We start from the raw sequence: 16724 nt of genomic DNA, 5'->3' as shown, positions 1-16724 counted from the left end.
CATCCGGCCGCGGCTCAGGCGGCTTCCGTCTGCGTTGCGCCGCCGGTCGGCTGGCTGGTGCCGGTGTCGCGGCGGCTGGCCAGCTCGATGGCTTCGGCCGGCGTCAGGCGCGGCACGTGGCGCGGCAGCCGGCCCAGCAGCGCCGGATACCAGCGCAGGATGTGGAAAACGAAGAAGCTGCGCACCAGCCGCCAGCCGCTCCATTCGCTCGCGAGGTCGGCCGCGTCGATCTTCTTGCAGCTGTGCTGCATGAGATGGTCCATCCGCTCCCACAGCACGCCGTTGAAGGCCCGGTCGCGCACGATCACGTTCGACTCGAGGTTGAGCGACAGGCTCAGCGGATCGAGGTTGCTCGAACCCACGGTGCTCCACTTGTCGTCCATGAGCGCGACCTTGCCGTGCAGCGGGCGGTCGCAGTACTCGTAGATGCGCACGCCCGCGTGCAGCAGGTGGTGGTAGAGCATGCTCGCCGCCGTCTTGACGATCGGCATGTCGGGCTCGCCCTGCAGTATCAGCCGCACGTCCACGCCGCGCCGCGCCGCGCGCCGCAGCTCCTTGATGAGCCGGTAGCCCGGAAAGAAGTATGCGTTGGCGATCACGATGCGCTCGCGCGCCGCGCGGATGGCGGCGCGGTACTGCCGCTCGATGTCGTTGGTGTGGCGGCGGTTGTCGCGCGTGACGAACATCGCGTCGGCCTGGCCGGCTGCCGCGTGCTCGACAGCCGGCGCCTGCCGCAGCCGGCGGCGGAACCAGCCCGCGCCCTTGCCGCCGAGCGCGATGGCGCGCAGCACGAACTGGTGGATCTCGGCCACGATCGGCCCGTGCAGCTCGACCGCGTAGTCCTGCTTGGCCTTGGGGCCGAAGTCGAGCAGGTGGTCCGCCGAATAGTTGATGCCGCCGACGAAGGCGCGCTCCCCGTCGATCACCACGATCTTGCGGTGCATGCGGCGGAACACGTTGAGCCGCTTGCCCAGAAACCGCTGGCCGGGGTCGAACACGCGCACCTTCACGCCGGCCGACGTGAGGCCCTCGATGAACTCGCGCGACAGGTCGGGCGAACCGAAGCCGTCGATCATCAGGTCGACCTTCACGCCGCGCAGCGCGGCCTCGCGCATGGCGGCGTGCAGCTGCAGGCCGACCTTGTCCTCGAACAGGATGAAGGTCTCGACGATGGCTTCGCGCTTCGCCTGCCGGATGGCCTCGAACACGCGCGGGAAGAACTCCTCGCCGTTCTCGAGCAGCTCCACGCGGTTGCCGCCGGTCCAATGGTTGTTGTTCATGGCAGTAGTGCTCAAAGATCGATGTCCGCCACCAGCGGGGCGTGGTCCGACAGGTGCGACCAGGGCCGGCGCGGCAGCACCACGGGCGCATGCACGCCTGCGTTGCGCACGTAGATGCGGTCCAGCGGCAGCATCGGAAAACGCGCCGGAAAGGTACGCGCCGCGCGGCCGTGGGCATGCACGAACACCTCGCGCAGCGACGCGCCTTTTTCGAGCACGGCGTGCGCGCGGCCGCGCCAGTCGTTGAAGTCGCCGGCCACGATCAGCGGCGCGTCGGCGGGCACTTCGTCGCGCACGATGTGGCAAAGCAGCTCGAGCTGCTGCTGGCGGTGCGCCTCGGCCAGGCCGAGGTGCGCGCAGATCACGTGCACGTCGACCACCCGCGCCGGCAGGCGCAGCACGCAATGCAGCAGGCCGCGCTTCTCGGGCCCGCTCACCGACACGTCGTGGTTGCGGAAATGCACGATGGGAAACTTGGAGAGCACCGCGTTGCCGTGGTGCCCCTTGGGATACACCGCGTTGCGCCCGTAGGCGAACTGCGGCCACATGCTGTCGGCCAGGAATTCGTAGTGCGGCGCCTCGGGCCAGTTGCTCACCTTGCGCGAGTGGCGCGAATGCGTGCCCAGCACTTCCTGCAGGAACACCACGTCCGCGCCCACGGTGCGGACCGCGTCGCGCAGCTCGGGCAGGATGAACTTGCGGTTGAGCGCCGTGAAGCCCTTGTGGGTGTTCACGGTCATGACCTTCAGCGAGACGGGCGCGGAGCCGGTGGAAGAGGAAGACATCGTTGACCGGGTTGTACGTTGCCCGGCGCGCGCCGACTGTAGGAACGCGCCACCTTCTTCCGAACCCTTCGCGCGCGGGCGGCGGGCTCCTACAGCCACGCCTGCCACACCCCCACAACGCACCAATCTGGTGGCTCCTACGGTGGGTTCCAGGGCTTGAGGCAACGGCCCTTCGTTTTCATCCACCGATACAGAGACAGACAAGCCACAAGGAGCAAACACCATGAAGCAAGCCATCTTCCACGCCACCGTTCTCGCTGCCCTGCTGGGCGCCGCGGGCATCGCCCAGGCCCAGGCCACATCCATCCCCGCGCAGCCCGACCCGTCGGTCGGCGGCCAGGCCAGCACGATGACGCCCGCGGGCGTCGCCAATCCGCCGCAGCGGCCGGACAACACGATGCCTGCGTCGCGCGAATCGGTGAAGGCCGAAGCCCGCGTGCAGAACCGCAACAACGCCAACAGCATGGTGCCCAAGGGCGAGGCGACCACCACGGTCAACCACCAGCCCAACGCCATGCCGCAGCCGACCGGCGAGATGTCGCGGGCCGAGGTCAGCCAGACCGGCCGCAAGGTCAAGCCGCAGTTCGGCCAGAAGGGCGAGCGCCCGGACGTCGTGACCAACCCGACGGACAAGACCGGCACGCCGAAGTAATTTCCTCCTGGCCGCAGCCTCGCGGCTTCAAGAACGAAAAAAAGCCCGCAGCGCTTTCACGCTGCGGGCTTTTTTTTTGTCGACGGCGATCAGCTCTTGGCGGGCGCCTGGCCGTGATGGCCGTCCGGGCCGCCACGGTGCCAGCGATGGCCGCCCATGTGCGCGGTCTCGGTGTCGAAGGTCTTCTGCTGCTCAGGCGAGAGCGTGGCGTAGAAGGTCTTCGTGGCGTCGGCGCGCTTGGCGAACATGGCGCTGCGTTCGGCCTGGCGGGCCTGCATGCGCTCCAGGCGCTGCGGCGTGGTCAGCTTGGCGAACTCGGCGCGGTCCATGTGCGGACGCGGGCCGGTGGGCGGCTGCGTCGCGGTGGTGTACGCGCTCCATGCGCCTTCCTGGACCGAGCTCAGCTTGAGCTTTTCCTTCAGGGCAGCGAGGCGCTTGGCACGGTGCTCCTTCATGCGCTCCATGCGCTGTGCGGGGTCCATGCGCTTGTGCTGCGCCTTGGGCGCTGCGGCGGTGTCGGCCTGGGCCACCGCGGCGCTGGGTGCGGTGGGGGCGGCCGGCGCTTGAGCGAAGGCGCCCGAAGAGGCGAGGGCTGCCGAACCCAGCAGGCTGGCCCAGACGATGCGTTGGCGAAGAGAAATCATGAGAAGTGCTTCCTTTCAAGAAGCCCGCCGCCGATGGGCAGCAGGTGAGATGAAGTGTGGAAGACCTCTGTATCGCGACCGTTAGTCCGGCGTGAGCTTGCGTAAAGAATGGTGAACCCGCCCCAGCGGCGCCCAGGGGCACGCGGCCTATTTGGGCCTCGGACGCTTCAGGCCCCGGTCCGGCGACTCCAGCTTGCCCGCGCGCAGTTCGCCCACCGCCCGTGCGACGGCACGTGCCACGTTGCGCACTTCTTCCTGCATGTCGGCGTCGGCGTCGAGCGTGTCGTGACTGGTGGCGTAGGGCTCGTAGTAGCCGATGTAGCGGTCCAGCCGCGCCTGCGCGCCGGCGTCGATCAGGCCCATCCAGTCGAGCCAGTCGCAGAGGTTGCGGCGCAGGCTTTCGATGCCGGCCACGTCGCCGTGCACCACCACGCCATAGGCCCGGCCGTCCAGGTGCTTGGGAAAGCCCCAGCCCTCGAGTTCCAGCGCCTTGGCTTCCTCCGGCTTCTTGCCGTGGGTGCTGGTGGGGTCGGGGTTGCCGCCGTCGGCGCACACCAGGCGGTCGATCATGAGCTTCAGCGGGCTGCTGGCCTGGTACCAGTGCGTGGGCGTGAGCAGCACCACGCCATGCGCGGCCACCCAGCGTTCGTAGATCTCGTTCATCCAGTCGCCGGTCTGGCGCAGCGAGTGGTTGGGGTAGCAGCTGCAGGGCCAGTGGCACAGCGGCATGGCGGTGGACGCGCAGGCCTTGCACGGGTGGATCTGCCGCCCGTATTCGGAAGTGACCAGGCTCAGGTCGAGCATGTCGGTCTCGATGCCGCTGCCTTCGAGCACCTCCTGTGCGAGCTGCGCGAGGCGCCATGTCTTCGACACCTCGCCGGGGCAGGTGCCGTCGTTGCGCGGCGAGCCGTTGATGAGCAGCACGCGCGAGCGCGTCTGCGGCGAGCCCCATGCGGCCTGCGCAGCGTCGATGCGGGCCTTGGCTTCGAGCCAGTCGACGGACAGGTCGTAGTCGGGGTCTGCGTAGCCGGGCCCGGCCTTGCGCGTGACCGGCGCCTTGCGGCCTTGCTCGTAGGCTTCCCAGGCGATCAGCTCGATGCGCTGGAGCGAGGCGGCCTCGGCCTGGAAGGCCGGGTCCTGGAACGGCTGCATGAAGCGGTCGTGGAACTGCGCGCGCTGCAGCTTGTCGGGCGCCTGTCCCTTCCTGATCGTGGGTGTCTTGGTGGGCATGGGCGCAATCTAGGCGGCGAGCGCGGCAAGCCGCATCCGCGCCTGATGCCGTTTTTCGGTAGGTGGGCGACTACAGCCCGGCGCCCGTCAGCCGAGCTTGCCGTTCTGGAAGTCGTGCACCGCCTGCTTGACCTGCTCCTGCGTGTTCATCACGAAGGGGCCGTACTGCGCGATGGGCTCGTGCAGCGGCTTCCCTGCGATCAGCAGTGCGCGCGCGGGGCTGTGGTTGGTCGCGCCCGCGCGCAGCACCACGCCGTCGCTGCCCGCGTCGTTCGCGAGGATGGCCATGCGGCGCGTCGGTATCTCGCTGCCGGCGATCCACAGCGATTCGCGGAAGACGTAGACCAGCGCGTTGTGGTCGTCAGGCAGCGGCTGTGCGAACTCGGCGCCGGGCGGCAGGGTGATGTCCAGGTACAGCGGCTCTGTGTGCTCGCGGCGCACCGCGCCCTCGATGCCGTGGCTCGCACCCGCGATCACGCGCACGTGCGCGCCGCCGGTGGTGGTGAATTCGGGGATCTCTTCGCTCTGGATGTCGCGATACCAGGGCTCGCGCATCTTGTCCTTGGCGGGCAGGTTGAGCCACAGCTGGAAGCCTTCCATCAGGCCTTCTTCCTGCTCGGGCAGTTCGCTGTGCACGAGGCCGCGGCCGGCGGTCATCCATTGCACGCCGCCGTTCTCGAGCAGGCCTTCATGGCCGGCGCTGTCGCGGTGGCGCATGCGGCCCGCGATCATGTACGTCACGGTCTCGAAGCCGCGGTGCGGATGGTTGGGAAAGCCGCCGATGTAGTCGCCCGGGTTGTCGCTGCCGAAGGCGTCGAGCATGAGGTAGGGGTCGAGCCGCTTCTGCAGCGGCTGCTGCAGCACGCGGGTGAGCTTCACGCCGTCGCCATCGCTGGTGGAAACACCGGCCACGATGTGGTCGATGCCGCGCGGCGTGGCGACGGGATCGGTGGGGTGGTTGGCGTGGTGGTTGGCGTTGGTCATGCGCCCATGTTGGCACTAACGCGCGCCCGGCGCCACCCGGGGCGCTGTCAGCCCCCCGGAGCCCGATCCCATTGCCGCGGCCGCCAGTAGCGGTACTGCCAGCGGGTTTCGAACCCCGCGCGCCTGTACAGGGCCAGTGCCGGCGGGTTCGCCGCATCGACCTGCAGGAACACCCGCTCGAAACCGCGCGACATGGCCGCCTGCGCCAGGCCGGCCAGCACGCGCCCTGCCAGTCCCCGGCCGCGCTGCGCCTGGTCGGTGCGCATGCCGTGCACGCTGCACCAGCCGTGGCCGAACGCCATCGCGCCGGCGGCCAGGGTGCGGCCGCCTTCACGCACGCTGGCATACAGCGTGCCCTTGGCGCGCGAGAGGGTGCGCACGCGATGCGCGCCGTCCACCGGATCGAAGCCCTCGCCGAGGAACAGCGCCGCCCAGGCGTCGTCGGGCGCCGTGTCGACATCGGCCGGCGCGCCGCGGCCCTCGGCCACCTGCAGCATCCGCGGCGTCGAGCCGAGCTGCACCAGCGTCGGGTTGTCGCTGGCGTAGTGGCGCCGCTCCAGTTCGGCGCGCAGGCCGTCGAAGCAATCCGCGTCGGCCAGGCGCAGCAGCGGCACGGCCTGGCGGCTTTCGTAGCGGTCTTCTATACGGTCGAGGGTGGCCGCATCGACCGCGCCCCGGTGCAGCGGCACGGCGGACCTCGCGCGATTGACCGTGCCCTCGGCAAAGGGCAGCAGCCAGCCGTCGAGCTCTTCGGTCAGGTCGGGCGCCACCGCCGATACGGTGGCGCGTTCGATGGCTTCGATGTCGGTGTCTGGAATCGGGTTCATGAGGTTCATTGCGTGACGGCCTCGGGCGCCGTGAACTTCGCCGCGGCCACGCTCTTGAGCAGTGCCTCGCGCTGGTTCCGGCTGATGCCGCGGATGCTTTCGGCAACCCACTTGGTGCGGTCGGCGTCGATGTGGCCGTCGCGCCGCCACTGCTCGAGTACGGCCTGCGGCTTGTGCAGCATGGCCGCGAGCCACACGGCCTGCGCCGGCTCCAGCGTGCGCGCGCTGCGCTTGAAGTAGCGCCGCGCCGCCGCCTCGGCGCCGCAGATGCTGCCGCCCCACGGCGCGTTGTCGAGGTAGAGCTGCAGGATGCGGGCCTTGCCCAGCGTCTGCTCCATCTCGACCGCGTAGAGCATCTCGCGCAGCTTGCGTTCGGCGGTGCGGTCGCTTCCCGTCACCAGCAGCTTGGCCAGTTGCTGCGTGAGGGTGCTGCCGCCGCGCTTGGTCTGGCCCGGCTTCTGGTTGTTGTCGATCGACGCGAGGATCTCGGTCAGGTCGTAGCCGGCATGGGTGAAGAAGCGCTGGTCTTCGGCGGCTACCACCGCGCGCGCCAGCCAGCTGTCGTTGGTCAGCCTGGCCGACGGGCCGCAGCTGGTGCGCGCATTGAGCATGGCCTCGGTGCCGAGTCCCTCGACGGTGAACTGGCTGATGGTCGGCTGCACCGCGAACGTGGCCTCGGGCAGCAGCAGTTGCCCGTGCAGCGCCAGCGTGCCGCCGATGCGCGCGCTGCGCAGCTCCGGCAGCGTGGGCACCAGCACCGCATACCAGCGGGCGATGGGCGCGTCTTCGACTTTGGCGCTGAGCTGCAGATTTTTTGGCGAGAGCTTGCCTTCCCAGCGGCCGTGCAACCGGGTCGTGTCGGTGCTCTCGGGCGTGGCTTCGAAGGTGCCGCTGAGGGTGTTGCCGTCGCGCTTGACGGTGGCCACAAGCCGCTCGACCCTGATCGGCTGGGTGCCGAGCGCCGGCACCTCGGCGCTGCAGGGCGTGCATTGCATCTCCAGCAGCTCCCCGGCCGGCTTCCAGGCAAAGCGCACGGCGCCGGCGCGGGTGTCGAACGAACGCCCGTCCAAGTAGGGCGCGAACCACGGCGAGGTGGCCACGCGCAATGCGGTGGGCACGCCGATCTCGAAATTCAGCGGACCGGCCTTCACCGTGGTGCTCCATTCGCCGGCAGCCGGCGCAAGCGCCAGCTTGACTATCAAAAAGATAGCAACACACGCCGTGATGACAAGGGCCATCAGGCTGAAAAGCACAATTCGCAGGGTCTTCTTCACAGGCTCGTTTCTCAGATCGGTCTGGCCACGGTGACAGCTTGCCACGGTCCATGCGATTGGCCGCTGGCCGCTGCCCAGTACCAGCTTGAAGTGTCTGTGAAAGCCGTGCCCCGGGCGTCGACGATGCGCTCGCAAACACGGATTTTTTGCGCGCCGTGCCGTTGCGCAACAAAACAGCGCCACAGGCGCTCCTGCGCATCGCGTTCCAGCCGGGCCTGCTCGATGCGGTAGCCCAGCGCGCGATAACAGTCGGCCGCCGGATGCAGCATGCGCGTGGGCTGCTTCACCTCGCGCATCACCAGGGTCTGCGTGCCGTCGGTCATGCGGCCGATGGCGCCCGGAAAGCTGTCCGCGAAGCGCTGCTCCACGTCGCTCAGCGCCAGCGGGCGCAGCGGCACGCCGTCCCACTGGCTGGGCCATTCGTGCGACGCGGCCAGGGCCGCCGGCTCGGCCGGCGCACGCAACGCCGCGCCGGCCGACCACAGCATGCACAGCAGCATCGCCAGCGCGAAGGCCGACTTGTGGCCGATGCGGTTGATGAAATGGTTGGCGAGCCAGCGCTCAAAGAACGGTGTCGACACGGCGGCCTCCTTGGGTGGTGATCAGGCCCGGGATGGGTTGTCCGGCAGGTTCGGCCACGTGGCGCTCCGGCACCATCAGGCGGGCGATGGCGGCGCACACGAAGGCGAGCACCGCCAGGCCCAGCGCGTTGTGCGCCCAGCCCGCCAGCGGATGGCCGGCGCCTTCGAAGGCGATCAGCACGCTGTTGCGCACGATGTTCCCGGCCAGCACCAGCAGCCCGACCATCGGCAGGCGGCGCAGGAAGGCTTGGTCGCCGCGGCGCGCCCACAGCGCGACCGCGCAGGCCGTGAAGTAGCCGAGCCAGACCATCTGAACGCCCGAGCAGGGCGCATCGACGATCACGAGGCGGCCGTCGACCATCAGGCTGGTGCCTTCGCGCATCACCTCGAAGCCCGGCGCGAGCAGCCAGCGGCTCGCCTCGGCCGTGACCACCCGCAGCGGATAGCCCGCATAGAACTGGAGCGACGACAGCAGCGGCAGCGCCAGCACCGCGAGCCCCGCCACCGGCAACCTGCCCACGTTGCGCGGCAGGAACGCCAGCAGCCCGCAGGCCAGCGCCAGCACCGCCACGAGACCCGCCGCCAGCGGCGGCAGCGCGGGCAGCACACCGAGCCCGGTGCGCAGCAGGGTCGCGAGCACCGTGCCCGCGCCAGCCAGCACGAGCCAGCCCAGCCGCGGCGAGGCGCGCAGCTCGCGCCGGCTGTTCCAGGTCAGCGCGGCCAGTGCGACCAGCGCCAGCAGGCCCAGCGGATCGTCGGAGCCGTCGCGCATGCGCTGGACCATCCAGGCCCAGGTCGGCATCAGCGCCAGGAATTGAAGGCCGAGCCAGCCGGCGGCCGGTGCGCGGTCGATGAGGATGCCCCAGTCGACGATGCGCGGGTGGCGATGGGCAAGTGCTGCCAGAGACATTCTTTTCTTTCTTGGTGGTTCAAGCGTTCAGCGCGTTCAGGCGGTGAAGCGGCGCGCGTCGTTGCGGCGGGCCCGGCGGCGCAGCATGGCGAGCATCGACAGCACGACCGCGATGGCGCCCAGCGTCTCGGGTTCGGGCGTGCTCGGCACCTCGGCGCCGAGCGCCAGTTCGCTCACGCCTTGCGGAAGGGGCAAGGGCTGGTTCACGTCCGCGCTGTTCTGCGGCGCCAGGTTGCGCACCACCTTGTCGACGGCAATGAAGCTCGTGTACTGGGTGAGCAGGCTGTACTTCAGGCCCAGTTCGGTGATGCGGTCCTTGAAGGCCGTGCCGCCTTCCAGCGTTTCCTGGTCGCTCAGGCTCTGGATGCGGTGGCGCGCCCACAGCGTGCGCAGCGCCGCCGTATCCTGGCGGGTGCGCTCGTCGATGCGCACTTCCTGCCGATAGGGGCCGCTGGCGCCCTGGCCTTCGATGATCACGCGGCCTTTTGCCTGCCCGCTCGAATCCGCGCGCCACTTGCCGAACACGATCACCGGGCGTTCGCCGAGCACGTCGGGCAGGGCCTGCGGCTCCACGTCGTACACGTCGAGTCCGCCGAAGGTCGCCTTCACGTTCGTGAGCACCGGCGACTCGACCATGCGGCGAAAACGCGCCGCCTGCTCGGGCGCCTGGATCGGGTCGGTGATGATGAACGGCTCGCCCATGCCGGCGCGCGCAATGCCTTCCATCAGGCTGCGGTTCACCGACGAACCGATGCCGAAGGCGAACACGTTGGCCTTCGACAGGTTCTTGCGCACCAGATCGAAGGCTTCGCGCTCGACCGTCACGTAGCCGTCGGTCACGACCACCACGGTGCGCGACACCTTGTCTTCCTTCGGCTCGGCATACACGCGCTTGAGCGCCGGAATCAGCTCGGTGCTGCCGCTGCCGCCGTAGTTCTGGATGGTGGCCAGCGCCTGCTCGATGTTGGCGCGCGTGGCCGGCACCGACTTGGGCGAGAGCATCCTGTTGCTGCCCGAGAACAGCAGCACGTTGAAGGTGTCGCTCGGGCGCAGGCCGCCGATCAGGCGCTCGAGCACCGTCTTCGCGGTGTCGAGCGGAAAGCCGTGCATGGAGCCCGAGATGTCGACCACGAAGATGTAGTCGCGCGGCGAAATGGCGCTGGCGGCCACGGCCTTGGGCGGCTCCACCATCGCGAGGAAGAAGTTCTCGGCGTTCTCTCCCTGGCCCTTGTAGAGCATCAGGCCCGACTCGATCTTTTCGCCGGCCAGGCGGTAGTCGAGCACGAAGTCGCGGTTGTCCGCGGGGCGGCCGTCGGCGGTGAGCACGACGTCGGCGTGCCTGTCTTCGTCGCTCTTCTTCACGTCGACGGTGTGCGTGGTCGAGCGGATTTCCTTCAGGCCCATCGGCGTGTCGATGCTGGCCTTGAGCTTGAAGCTGGTGCCGCTCGCCGCGCCTTCCGCGAGCGTGGGCTGCGCCACCCACTTGGCCTGCGCGTTGGCCGACTGCGGGCTGTTGTAGCGCGGGCCCACCACGGTCGGGAACACGAACTCGTAGTTGCCCGACTGCGGCACCAGCAGTTCGGTGTAGCGCAGTTCCACCTTCACGTCGTCGCCCGGCATGATGTTGGCGACGTTCATCTGGAACACGTTGGGCAGGTGCTGCTCCAGCAGCGCGGCGGTCTTGCCTTCTTTCTTGGCGGTGTCGTATTCGATCTGCGCCTGCTGCTTCTCGCGGATCTGCGCGGTGACGAGCCGGTCGGCCAGCCGCACGTTGAGGCCGCTCACTGCCGCCTTGGTCGAACCGGGGAAAACATACTTGGCCTCGATGGCGCGCGTGCCTTCGTTGCGATAGGTCTGCGTGACCGTCACGTCGGCGATCACGCCCGAGATCTTCACGGCCACCTCGGTGCCTTTCAGGGGCAGGCGGTCGACCGAGGGGTCGTCGCTCTTGACGAAGAAATACGGGCTCTCTGTCTTCAGGCGCGGGCCGGCGGGCGCTTCCTGCGCATACACCGGGCGCGCGCTCAATGCGACGAAGCCCACGGTCGCCAGGCTCACGGTGGCGAGCCAGAGCCAGCGGCCGGGGCGTGGAGTGGTGGGGGCGTTCATGGCGGTGTCCTTGTCCGTGCGAACTTGCACGGGACTGAATGTCGACACCGCGCGAGAAGCCAGTTGGAAGGCTCCTTGAAGTCGAAAAAGCCGGTTTTCCGCTGTGTGAAGTTTGTGTGAAGGCAAGCGCGCAAGGTGCTTCACACGGCCTTCGGGTCGCGCGGAGAGCATCGCCGCTTCACCGATACCGACGAGGAGAGAAAAACATGCTTCAGTTGTTGAAGGTCCTGCAGAGTTCAATGCTGGTCAAGGTGGCCGGCCTGTTCTTCCTGCTGTTGCTGCTGTGCATTCCGCTCGCGGAAATCGATTCGATCAACCGCGAGCGCGGCGAGAGCCAGCGCGAAGCGGGCCGCGAGCTAGCCGCCACCTACGCCGGCCGCCAGACGGTGGTTGGCCCCTTGCTGCTGGTGCCGTATGTCGAGCGCTGGATGGAGCCGCTGCGCAACGCGCAGGGCAAGGTGATCGGCCAGGAGCCGCGCAGCAAGGAAATGGCCCACGTGGTGTTCCCCGACAAGCTGCACATCGAAGGCACGATGGCGCCGCAGGAGCGCTACCGCGGCATCTTCAAAATCCCGTTCTACACGCTGAACGCCACGCTCGGCGGCGGCTTCGCGGCCTTCGACCCGAAGGCCGTCTCGCACAGCGAAGCCGATTCGAAGATCGAGTTCAAGGCCCCGTTCATCGCCTTCAACGTGAGCGACCTGCGCGGCCTCGACGGCTCGCCCACGGTGGTGATGGCCGGCGAGGCGCTTCGCTTCAGGCAGCGCGTGCCCGGCCTGGCCGACGACGCCTGGTTTGCCGATGGCATCCACGCACCCGTCACCGGTGCCGCGCTTGCCGCATGGCAGGCCGGCACGCCGGTCGCCTTCGAAATGAAGATCGGCCTCGTCGGGCAGGACACCCTGGCCATTGCGCCCATTGCCGAGGAAACCACCGCGCATCTCACCTCGCCCTGGGCCCACCCGAGCTTCGGCGGCCGCTTTCTCGCGGCCGAGCGCAGCGTGACGCCGCAAGGCTTCGACGCGCACTGGCGCGTGTCGTCCCTCGTCACCTCGGCGCGCGAGCAGGTGCGTTCCGGTCTTTCGGGCCGTGGCGGTCCCGCCGACGGCAACACGGCGGACGTGGCCGGCGCGAACGCCACGGTCGCCGGCATGAACATGCCGCGCCGCAGTATCGGTCCGCTGCAGACCTTCGACGTCTCGCTCGCGCAGCCGATCAACGTCTATTCGATGAGCACGCGCGCGGGCAAGTACGGCGCGCTCTTCATCGGCATGGTGCTGATGGCGGCTTTCATGTTCGAGCTGTTCCGCAAGCTGCGGCTTCATCCGGTCCAGTACGGCCTGGTGGGCCTGTCGATCGCGCTGTTCTTCCTGCTGCTGCTCGCGCTGTCGGAGAAGTTCGCGTTCTGGATGGCCTACGCCGGTGCCGCCGCAGCCAGCGTCGTGCTGCTGGCGGTGTATTTCAGTGCCGTGCTGGCGGGCTGGCGGCGCGGGTTGTCGTTCGGCGCTTTCGTGGCGCTGCTGTACGGTGCGCTCTACGGGCTGCTCGCATCGGAAAGCAATGCACTGCTGCTCGGCGCATTGCTGATCTTCGGCATGCTGGCCGCGCTGATGCTGGTCACGCGCAAGGTCGACTGGTATGCGCTTTCGCGCCGTGCCGACGACACGCCATGAGAGCGCTGCGGGTCATCGCCGGCGCGGTGGGCTGGGTTTTCCTGGCCGTGCTGTGGTTCTGGGCTTGGCACCTGAAAGACCCGCATCTGCGTTTCATGCGTGCGTGGGAGCTGTGTTTGCTGCTGGGCGCGCTCGCCGTGGGCATCGCCATCGCTTGGCGGTTCGCGCGGGGCAGGCTGCGTCCCGTGGCGCTGGGCCTGGCCTTCGCGGCCTTGCTCACTGCCCTGGGCAACGAAGCCGCATCGCGCCGGCACCGGGCCGAGGTCGAAGCCGCATCGGGCCCTGTCGCCCAGGCGCTCGGTGCGCGCTTCATCGTCGGCTATGACGATGCGGCGCAGCTGCGCGACCGCGTCCGCAAGGGCCTGATCGGCGGCATTTTCGTGACCGGCCGTAATGTGAAGGGCCGCACCGCCGCCGAACTGCGCGATGAAATCGCCGGCCTGCAGGCGCTGCGCCGCGAAGCCGGGCTGCCGCCGCTGGTGGTCGCGACCGACCAGGAGGGTGGCGCCGTCTCTCGGCTCTCCCCGCTGGTCGAACCGCAACCCGCGCTGGCCACGCTGCTCGACGCCGAAGTGTCAGATGAAGAACTCAAGCAGCGCGCCCATGCTTACGGCGCACGGCAGGGCAGGGCGCTCGCTGCTTTAGGCATCACACTCAATTTCAGCCCGGTGGTCGACCTGCGCCCGGGCCGCGCGCCGGGCCGATGGGACCTTCACACCCGCATCGACGAACGTGCCATTTCGGCCGACCCTGCCATCACCGCGCAGGTGGCGCTCGCTTACGAGCGAGGCCTTGAATCTGCTGGCATTCGCGGCACGCTCAAGCACTTTCCCGGGCTGGCCGGTGTGACCGAGGACACGCACCATTTCGCCGCGGTGCTGCACACGCCGGCGGCCCGACTTGCAACACATGACTGGAAACCATTTCAAGAAGTATCGAAACAATCTGACGCAGCGATCATGCTGGGCCATGTGATCCTTCCGGAACTCGACGCGGAACATCCGGTCTCTTTCTCGCGCAGAATCGTGCGGCAGGTGATTCGGAGCGAGTGGGGCTACCAGGGCCTGCTCGTCACAGACGACCTCACGATGGGCGCGGCCTACAACCGCGGTCTGTGCGACGCCACCGTCCGCGCCCTCGGCGCCGGGGTGGATCTGCTGCTGATCGCCTACGACCACGACAAGTACTTCGACGCCATGCACTGCGCGCTGCAGGCCGCGCAGCGCGGCGCACCCGATCTCCTTTTGCCGGAACGCGCCGACGCGCGGCGGCTCCAACCTTCTCGCTAGCCAGCCAGTAATTCCTTTCTATGTCCAAACGCTCAAGCTCCACCCCTCCCGACGACGGATCCGTGCCGGCCGATCCGAACCGCCGCTGGAAACGCATCGCCAAGTGGGGCGCGGTGGTGGTGGGTTCCGGCGCGCTGGTGGTGCTGGTCGCCGCCATCGTGGCCGTGGTGGCCATCTATCCGAAGCTGCCCGATGTCTCCGAACTGTCCGACTACCGCCCCAAGCTGCCGCTGCGCGTGTACTCGACCGAAGGCCAGCTGATCGGCGAGTTCGGTGAAGAGCGCCGCAACCTCACGCCGTTCGCCGACATTCCCAAGGTCATGAAAGACGCGGTGCTCGCCGTGGAAGACGCGCGCTTCTACGACCACGGCGGCGTCGACTACAAGGGCTTCGTGCGCGCGGCGGTCGCCAGCCTGAAGGGCGGGCGCAAGCAGGGCGCCTCCACCATCACGATGCAGGTCGCGCGCAACGTGTACCTGAGCTCCGAGCGGACCATGAGCCGCAAGACCTACGAGATATTGCTGGCGCTGCGGCTCGAGCAGCAGCTCACCAAGGACCAGATCCTCGAGATCTACCTGAACCAGATTTACCTGGGCAACCGCGCCTACGGTTTCGCCGCCGCCGCCGAGACCTACTTCGGCAAGCCGCTGCAGGACGTGACCATCGCCGAGGCCGCCATGCTGGCCGGCCTGCCGAAGGCGCCCGGCGCCAACAACCCCGTGGCCAATCCGCGCCGCGCGCGGGCGCGCCAGCTGTATGTGATCGACCGCATGCAGGAAACCGGCTTCATCACCGCCGAGCAGGCGGCCGCCGCGAAGAAGGAAGAACTGCACCTGCGCGATGCCGCCGACCCGAACCGGCTGCATGCGGAGTACGTGGCCGAGACCGTGCGCCAGATGATGTACGCGCAGTACGGCGACAGCATCTACACCAGCGGCCTGAAGGTCTACACCTCGCTGGTCGCGGCCGACCAGGCTGCAGCCTACAAGTCGCTGCGCAAGGGCGTCATGGACTACGAGCGCCGCCAGGCCTATCGCGGTCCCGAGAAGTTCGTCGACCTGCCGACCGATCAGAAGGAAATCGACGAGGCCGTGGACGACGCGCTGGCCGAACACCCCGACAACGGCGACGTGATCGCGGCCGTGGTGCTCGATGCCAGTCCGAAGGAAATCAGCGCCGTGCGCGCCAACGGGGAAACCATCCAGATCACCGGCGAGGGCCTGAAGCCCGCGCAGTCGGGCCTCGCGGCCAAGGCGCCGCCGAACATCAAGATCCGCCGCGGCGCGGTGATCCGCGTCGCGAAGACGCCGAAGAACACCTGGGAGATCACGCAGCTGCCCGAGGTCGAGGCGGCCTTCATCGGCATGGACCCGCGCTCGGGCGCCATCAAGGCGCTGGTCGGCGGCTTCGATTTCGGCAAGAACAAATTCAACCACGTGACCCAGGCCTGGCGCCAGCCGGGCTCGAGCTTCAAGCCCTTCATCTATTCGGCCGCACTCGAGAAAGGCTTCACGCCCGCCACCGTGGTGAACGACGCGCCGCTGTACTTCGACGCCAGCGCCAACGGCGGCCAGCCGTGGGAGCCGAAGAACTTCGAAGGCACCTACGACGGCCCGATGCCGCTGCGCACCGCGCTCATGAAGTCGAAGAACCTGGTGACGCTGCGCGTGCTGCAGTCCATCGGCGCACCCTATGCGCAAGACTGGGTCACCAAGTTCGGCTTCGACAAGGACAAGCAGCCCGCCAACCTGCCCATGGGCCTGGGCGCCGGCTCGGTCACGCCGATGCAGATGGCGGTGGGCTATTCGGTGTTCGCCAACGGCGGCTACCGCGTCAACCCGTACCTCGTGACCAAGGTAACCGACATGAAGGGCAAGGTCCTGATGGAGACCGAGCCGCCGGTGCTCGACGAATCGCGCCGTGCCATTCCGCAGCGCAACGCCTTCATCATGAGTTCGCTGCTGCAGAGCGTGGTGCGCAACGGCACCGGCTTCAAGGCCTACCAGACGCTCAAGCGCGACGACCTCTACGGCAAGACCGGCACCACCAACGACTCCTTCGACACCTGGTTCGCCGGCTTCCAGCCGACCATGGTCGGCGTGGCCTGGGTCGGCTACGACACGCCGCGGCAACTGGGCGTGCGCGGCGAAACCGGCGGCAGCCTGAGCCTGCCGATCTGGACCGGCTACATGCAGACCGCGCTGCAGGGCGTGCCAGTGACGCAGCCGGCCGAACCGCCGGGCGTGGTGCGCATCGACGGCGAGCTGTATTTCGACGACTTCACGCCGGGCCACAACGTGGCCAGCCTGGGGCTGGACAGCACCGAGGCGCCGCCGCCTGTGGAGGAACTCACGAGCGCGCCCATCGGCGCACCGCCGCCGCCCGAAGAGCGCAACAAGATCCTCGATTTCTTCCGCTAGCGCGTTGTCGCAGGAAACAAAGGCGGGATGGCGGTGCCTACACTCGGTGCTGCTTCCCGCCTTTTT

14 protein-coding genes are annotated in these 16724 nt (G+C 68.4%); 4 read left to right on the top strand and 10 right to left on the bottom strand.

Annotated features, from left to right (window positions below):
- Window positions 1-14 precede the first annotated feature (14 nt).
- Complete coding sequence (clsB, locus tag QRN67_RS23490) at window positions 15-1280, bottom strand: cardiolipin synthase ClsB (protein ID WP_285413819.1); 1266 nt, start codon at window positions 1278-1280, stop codon at window positions 15-17.
- Window positions 1281-1291: 11 nt separating this feature from the next.
- Entirely contained in the window at window positions 1292-2065 is a 774-nt protein-coding gene (locus QRN67_RS23485; protein WP_081269771.1) for an endonuclease/exonuclease/phosphatase family protein, read from the bottom strand.
- A 223-nt stretch (window positions 2066-2288) separates the two neighbouring features.
- Between QRN67_RS23485 and QRN67_RS23480 the strand changes: the two genes are divergently transcribed.
- Window positions 2289-2717 (top strand): serine/threonine protein kinase, encoded by a 429-nt coding sequence (locus tag QRN67_RS23480; protein WP_081269770.1) that lies wholly within the window; start codon window positions 2289-2291, stop codon window positions 2715-2717.
- 89 nt (window positions 2718-2806) lie between these two features.
- Here QRN67_RS23480 and QRN67_RS23475 read toward each other — a convergent pair whose 3' ends face one another.
- The 8 genes from QRN67_RS23475 to QRN67_RS23440 all read right to left on the bottom strand — a co-directional run bounded on the left by QRN67_RS23475 (window position 2807) and on the right by QRN67_RS23440 (window position 11276).
- A complete protein-coding gene (locus QRN67_RS23475) occupies window positions 2807-3361 on the bottom strand; it encodes a Spy/CpxP family protein refolding chaperone (RefSeq protein ID WP_285413818.1) in 555 nt (184 codons plus the stop codon).
- Window positions 3362-3508: 147 nt separating this feature from the next.
- Window positions 3509-4591 carry a flavodoxin family protein gene (locus tag QRN67_RS23470; RefSeq protein ID WP_285413817.1) on the bottom strand — a complete coding sequence of 361 codons (1083 nt, stop codon included), beginning with the start codon at window positions 4589-4591 and terminating at the stop codon, window positions 3509-3511.
- Between the two features lie 87 nt (window positions 4592-4678).
- Entirely contained in the window at window positions 4679-5575 is an 897-nt protein-coding gene (locus QRN67_RS23465) for a pirin family protein (protein ID WP_106936282.1), read from the bottom strand.
- A 47-nt stretch (window positions 5576-5622) separates the two neighbouring features.
- A complete protein-coding gene (locus QRN67_RS23460) occupies window positions 5623-6402 on the bottom strand; it encodes a GNAT family N-acetyltransferase (RefSeq protein ID WP_106937612.1) in 780 nt (259 codons plus the stop codon).
- 5 nt (window positions 6403-6407) lie between these two features.
- Window positions 6408-7604 (bottom strand): biosynthetic peptidoglycan transglycosylase, encoded by a 1197-nt coding sequence (locus QRN67_RS23455; protein ID WP_285413816.1) that lies wholly within the window; start codon window positions 7602-7604, stop codon window positions 6408-6410.
- Window positions 7605-7687: 83 nt separating this feature from the next.
- Window positions 7688-8257 carry an exosortase Q subunit 2 gene (gene xrtQb / locus QRN67_RS23450; protein ID WP_285413815.1) on the bottom strand — a complete coding sequence of 190 codons (570 nt, stop codon included), beginning with the start codon at window positions 8255-8257 and terminating at the stop codon, window positions 7688-7690.
- Complete coding sequence (gene xrtQa / locus QRN67_RS23445; RefSeq protein WP_285413814.1) at window positions 8238-9167, bottom strand: exosortase Q; 930 nt, start codon at window positions 9165-9167, stop codon at window positions 8238-8240. The genes xrtQb and xrtQa overlap by 20 nt, the downstream gene beginning before the upstream one ends.
- Window positions 9168-9203: 36 nt before the next feature.
- Window positions 9204-11276, bottom strand: coding sequence for a VIT and vWA domain-containing protein (locus tag QRN67_RS23440; RefSeq protein WP_285413813.1), 2073 nt, complete (start codon window positions 11274-11276; stop codon window positions 9204-9206).
- A 206-nt stretch (window positions 11277-11482) separates the two neighbouring features.
- Between QRN67_RS23440 and creD the strand changes: the two genes are divergently transcribed.
- The 3 genes from creD to QRN67_RS23425 are packed head-to-tail and all read left to right on the top strand — an operon-like array spanning window position 11483 to window position 16658.
- Window positions 11483-12949, top strand: coding sequence for a cell envelope integrity protein CreD (creD, locus tag QRN67_RS23435; RefSeq protein WP_285413812.1), 1467 nt, complete (start codon window positions 11483-11485; stop codon window positions 12947-12949).
- The gene (locus QRN67_RS23430) at window positions 12946-14238 is read left to right on the top strand and encodes a glycoside hydrolase family 3 N-terminal domain-containing protein (RefSeq protein WP_285413811.1); all 1293 of its coding nucleotides are present in this window, start codon (window positions 12946-12948) and stop codon (window positions 14236-14238) included. The genes creD and QRN67_RS23430 overlap by 4 nt, the downstream gene beginning before the upstream one ends.
- Before the next feature lie 20 nt (window positions 14239-14258).
- On the top strand, window positions 14259-16658 hold the full coding sequence (locus QRN67_RS23425; protein ID WP_285413810.1) for a penicillin-binding protein 1A: 2400 nt from the start codon (window positions 14259-14261) through the stop codon (window positions 16656-16658).
- Window positions 16659-16724 lie beyond the last annotated feature (66 nt).

Origin of the sequence: Variovorax sp. efr-133-TYG-130, assembly GCF_030208835.1 — a bacterium.
In the GTDB taxonomy this organism is placed as follows: Bacteria; Pseudomonadota; Gammaproteobacteria; order Burkholderiales; family Burkholderiaceae_C; genus Variovorax.
Note: the sequence above shows the minus strand (reverse complement) of the source record. Positions and strands in the feature narration are given on the sequence as shown.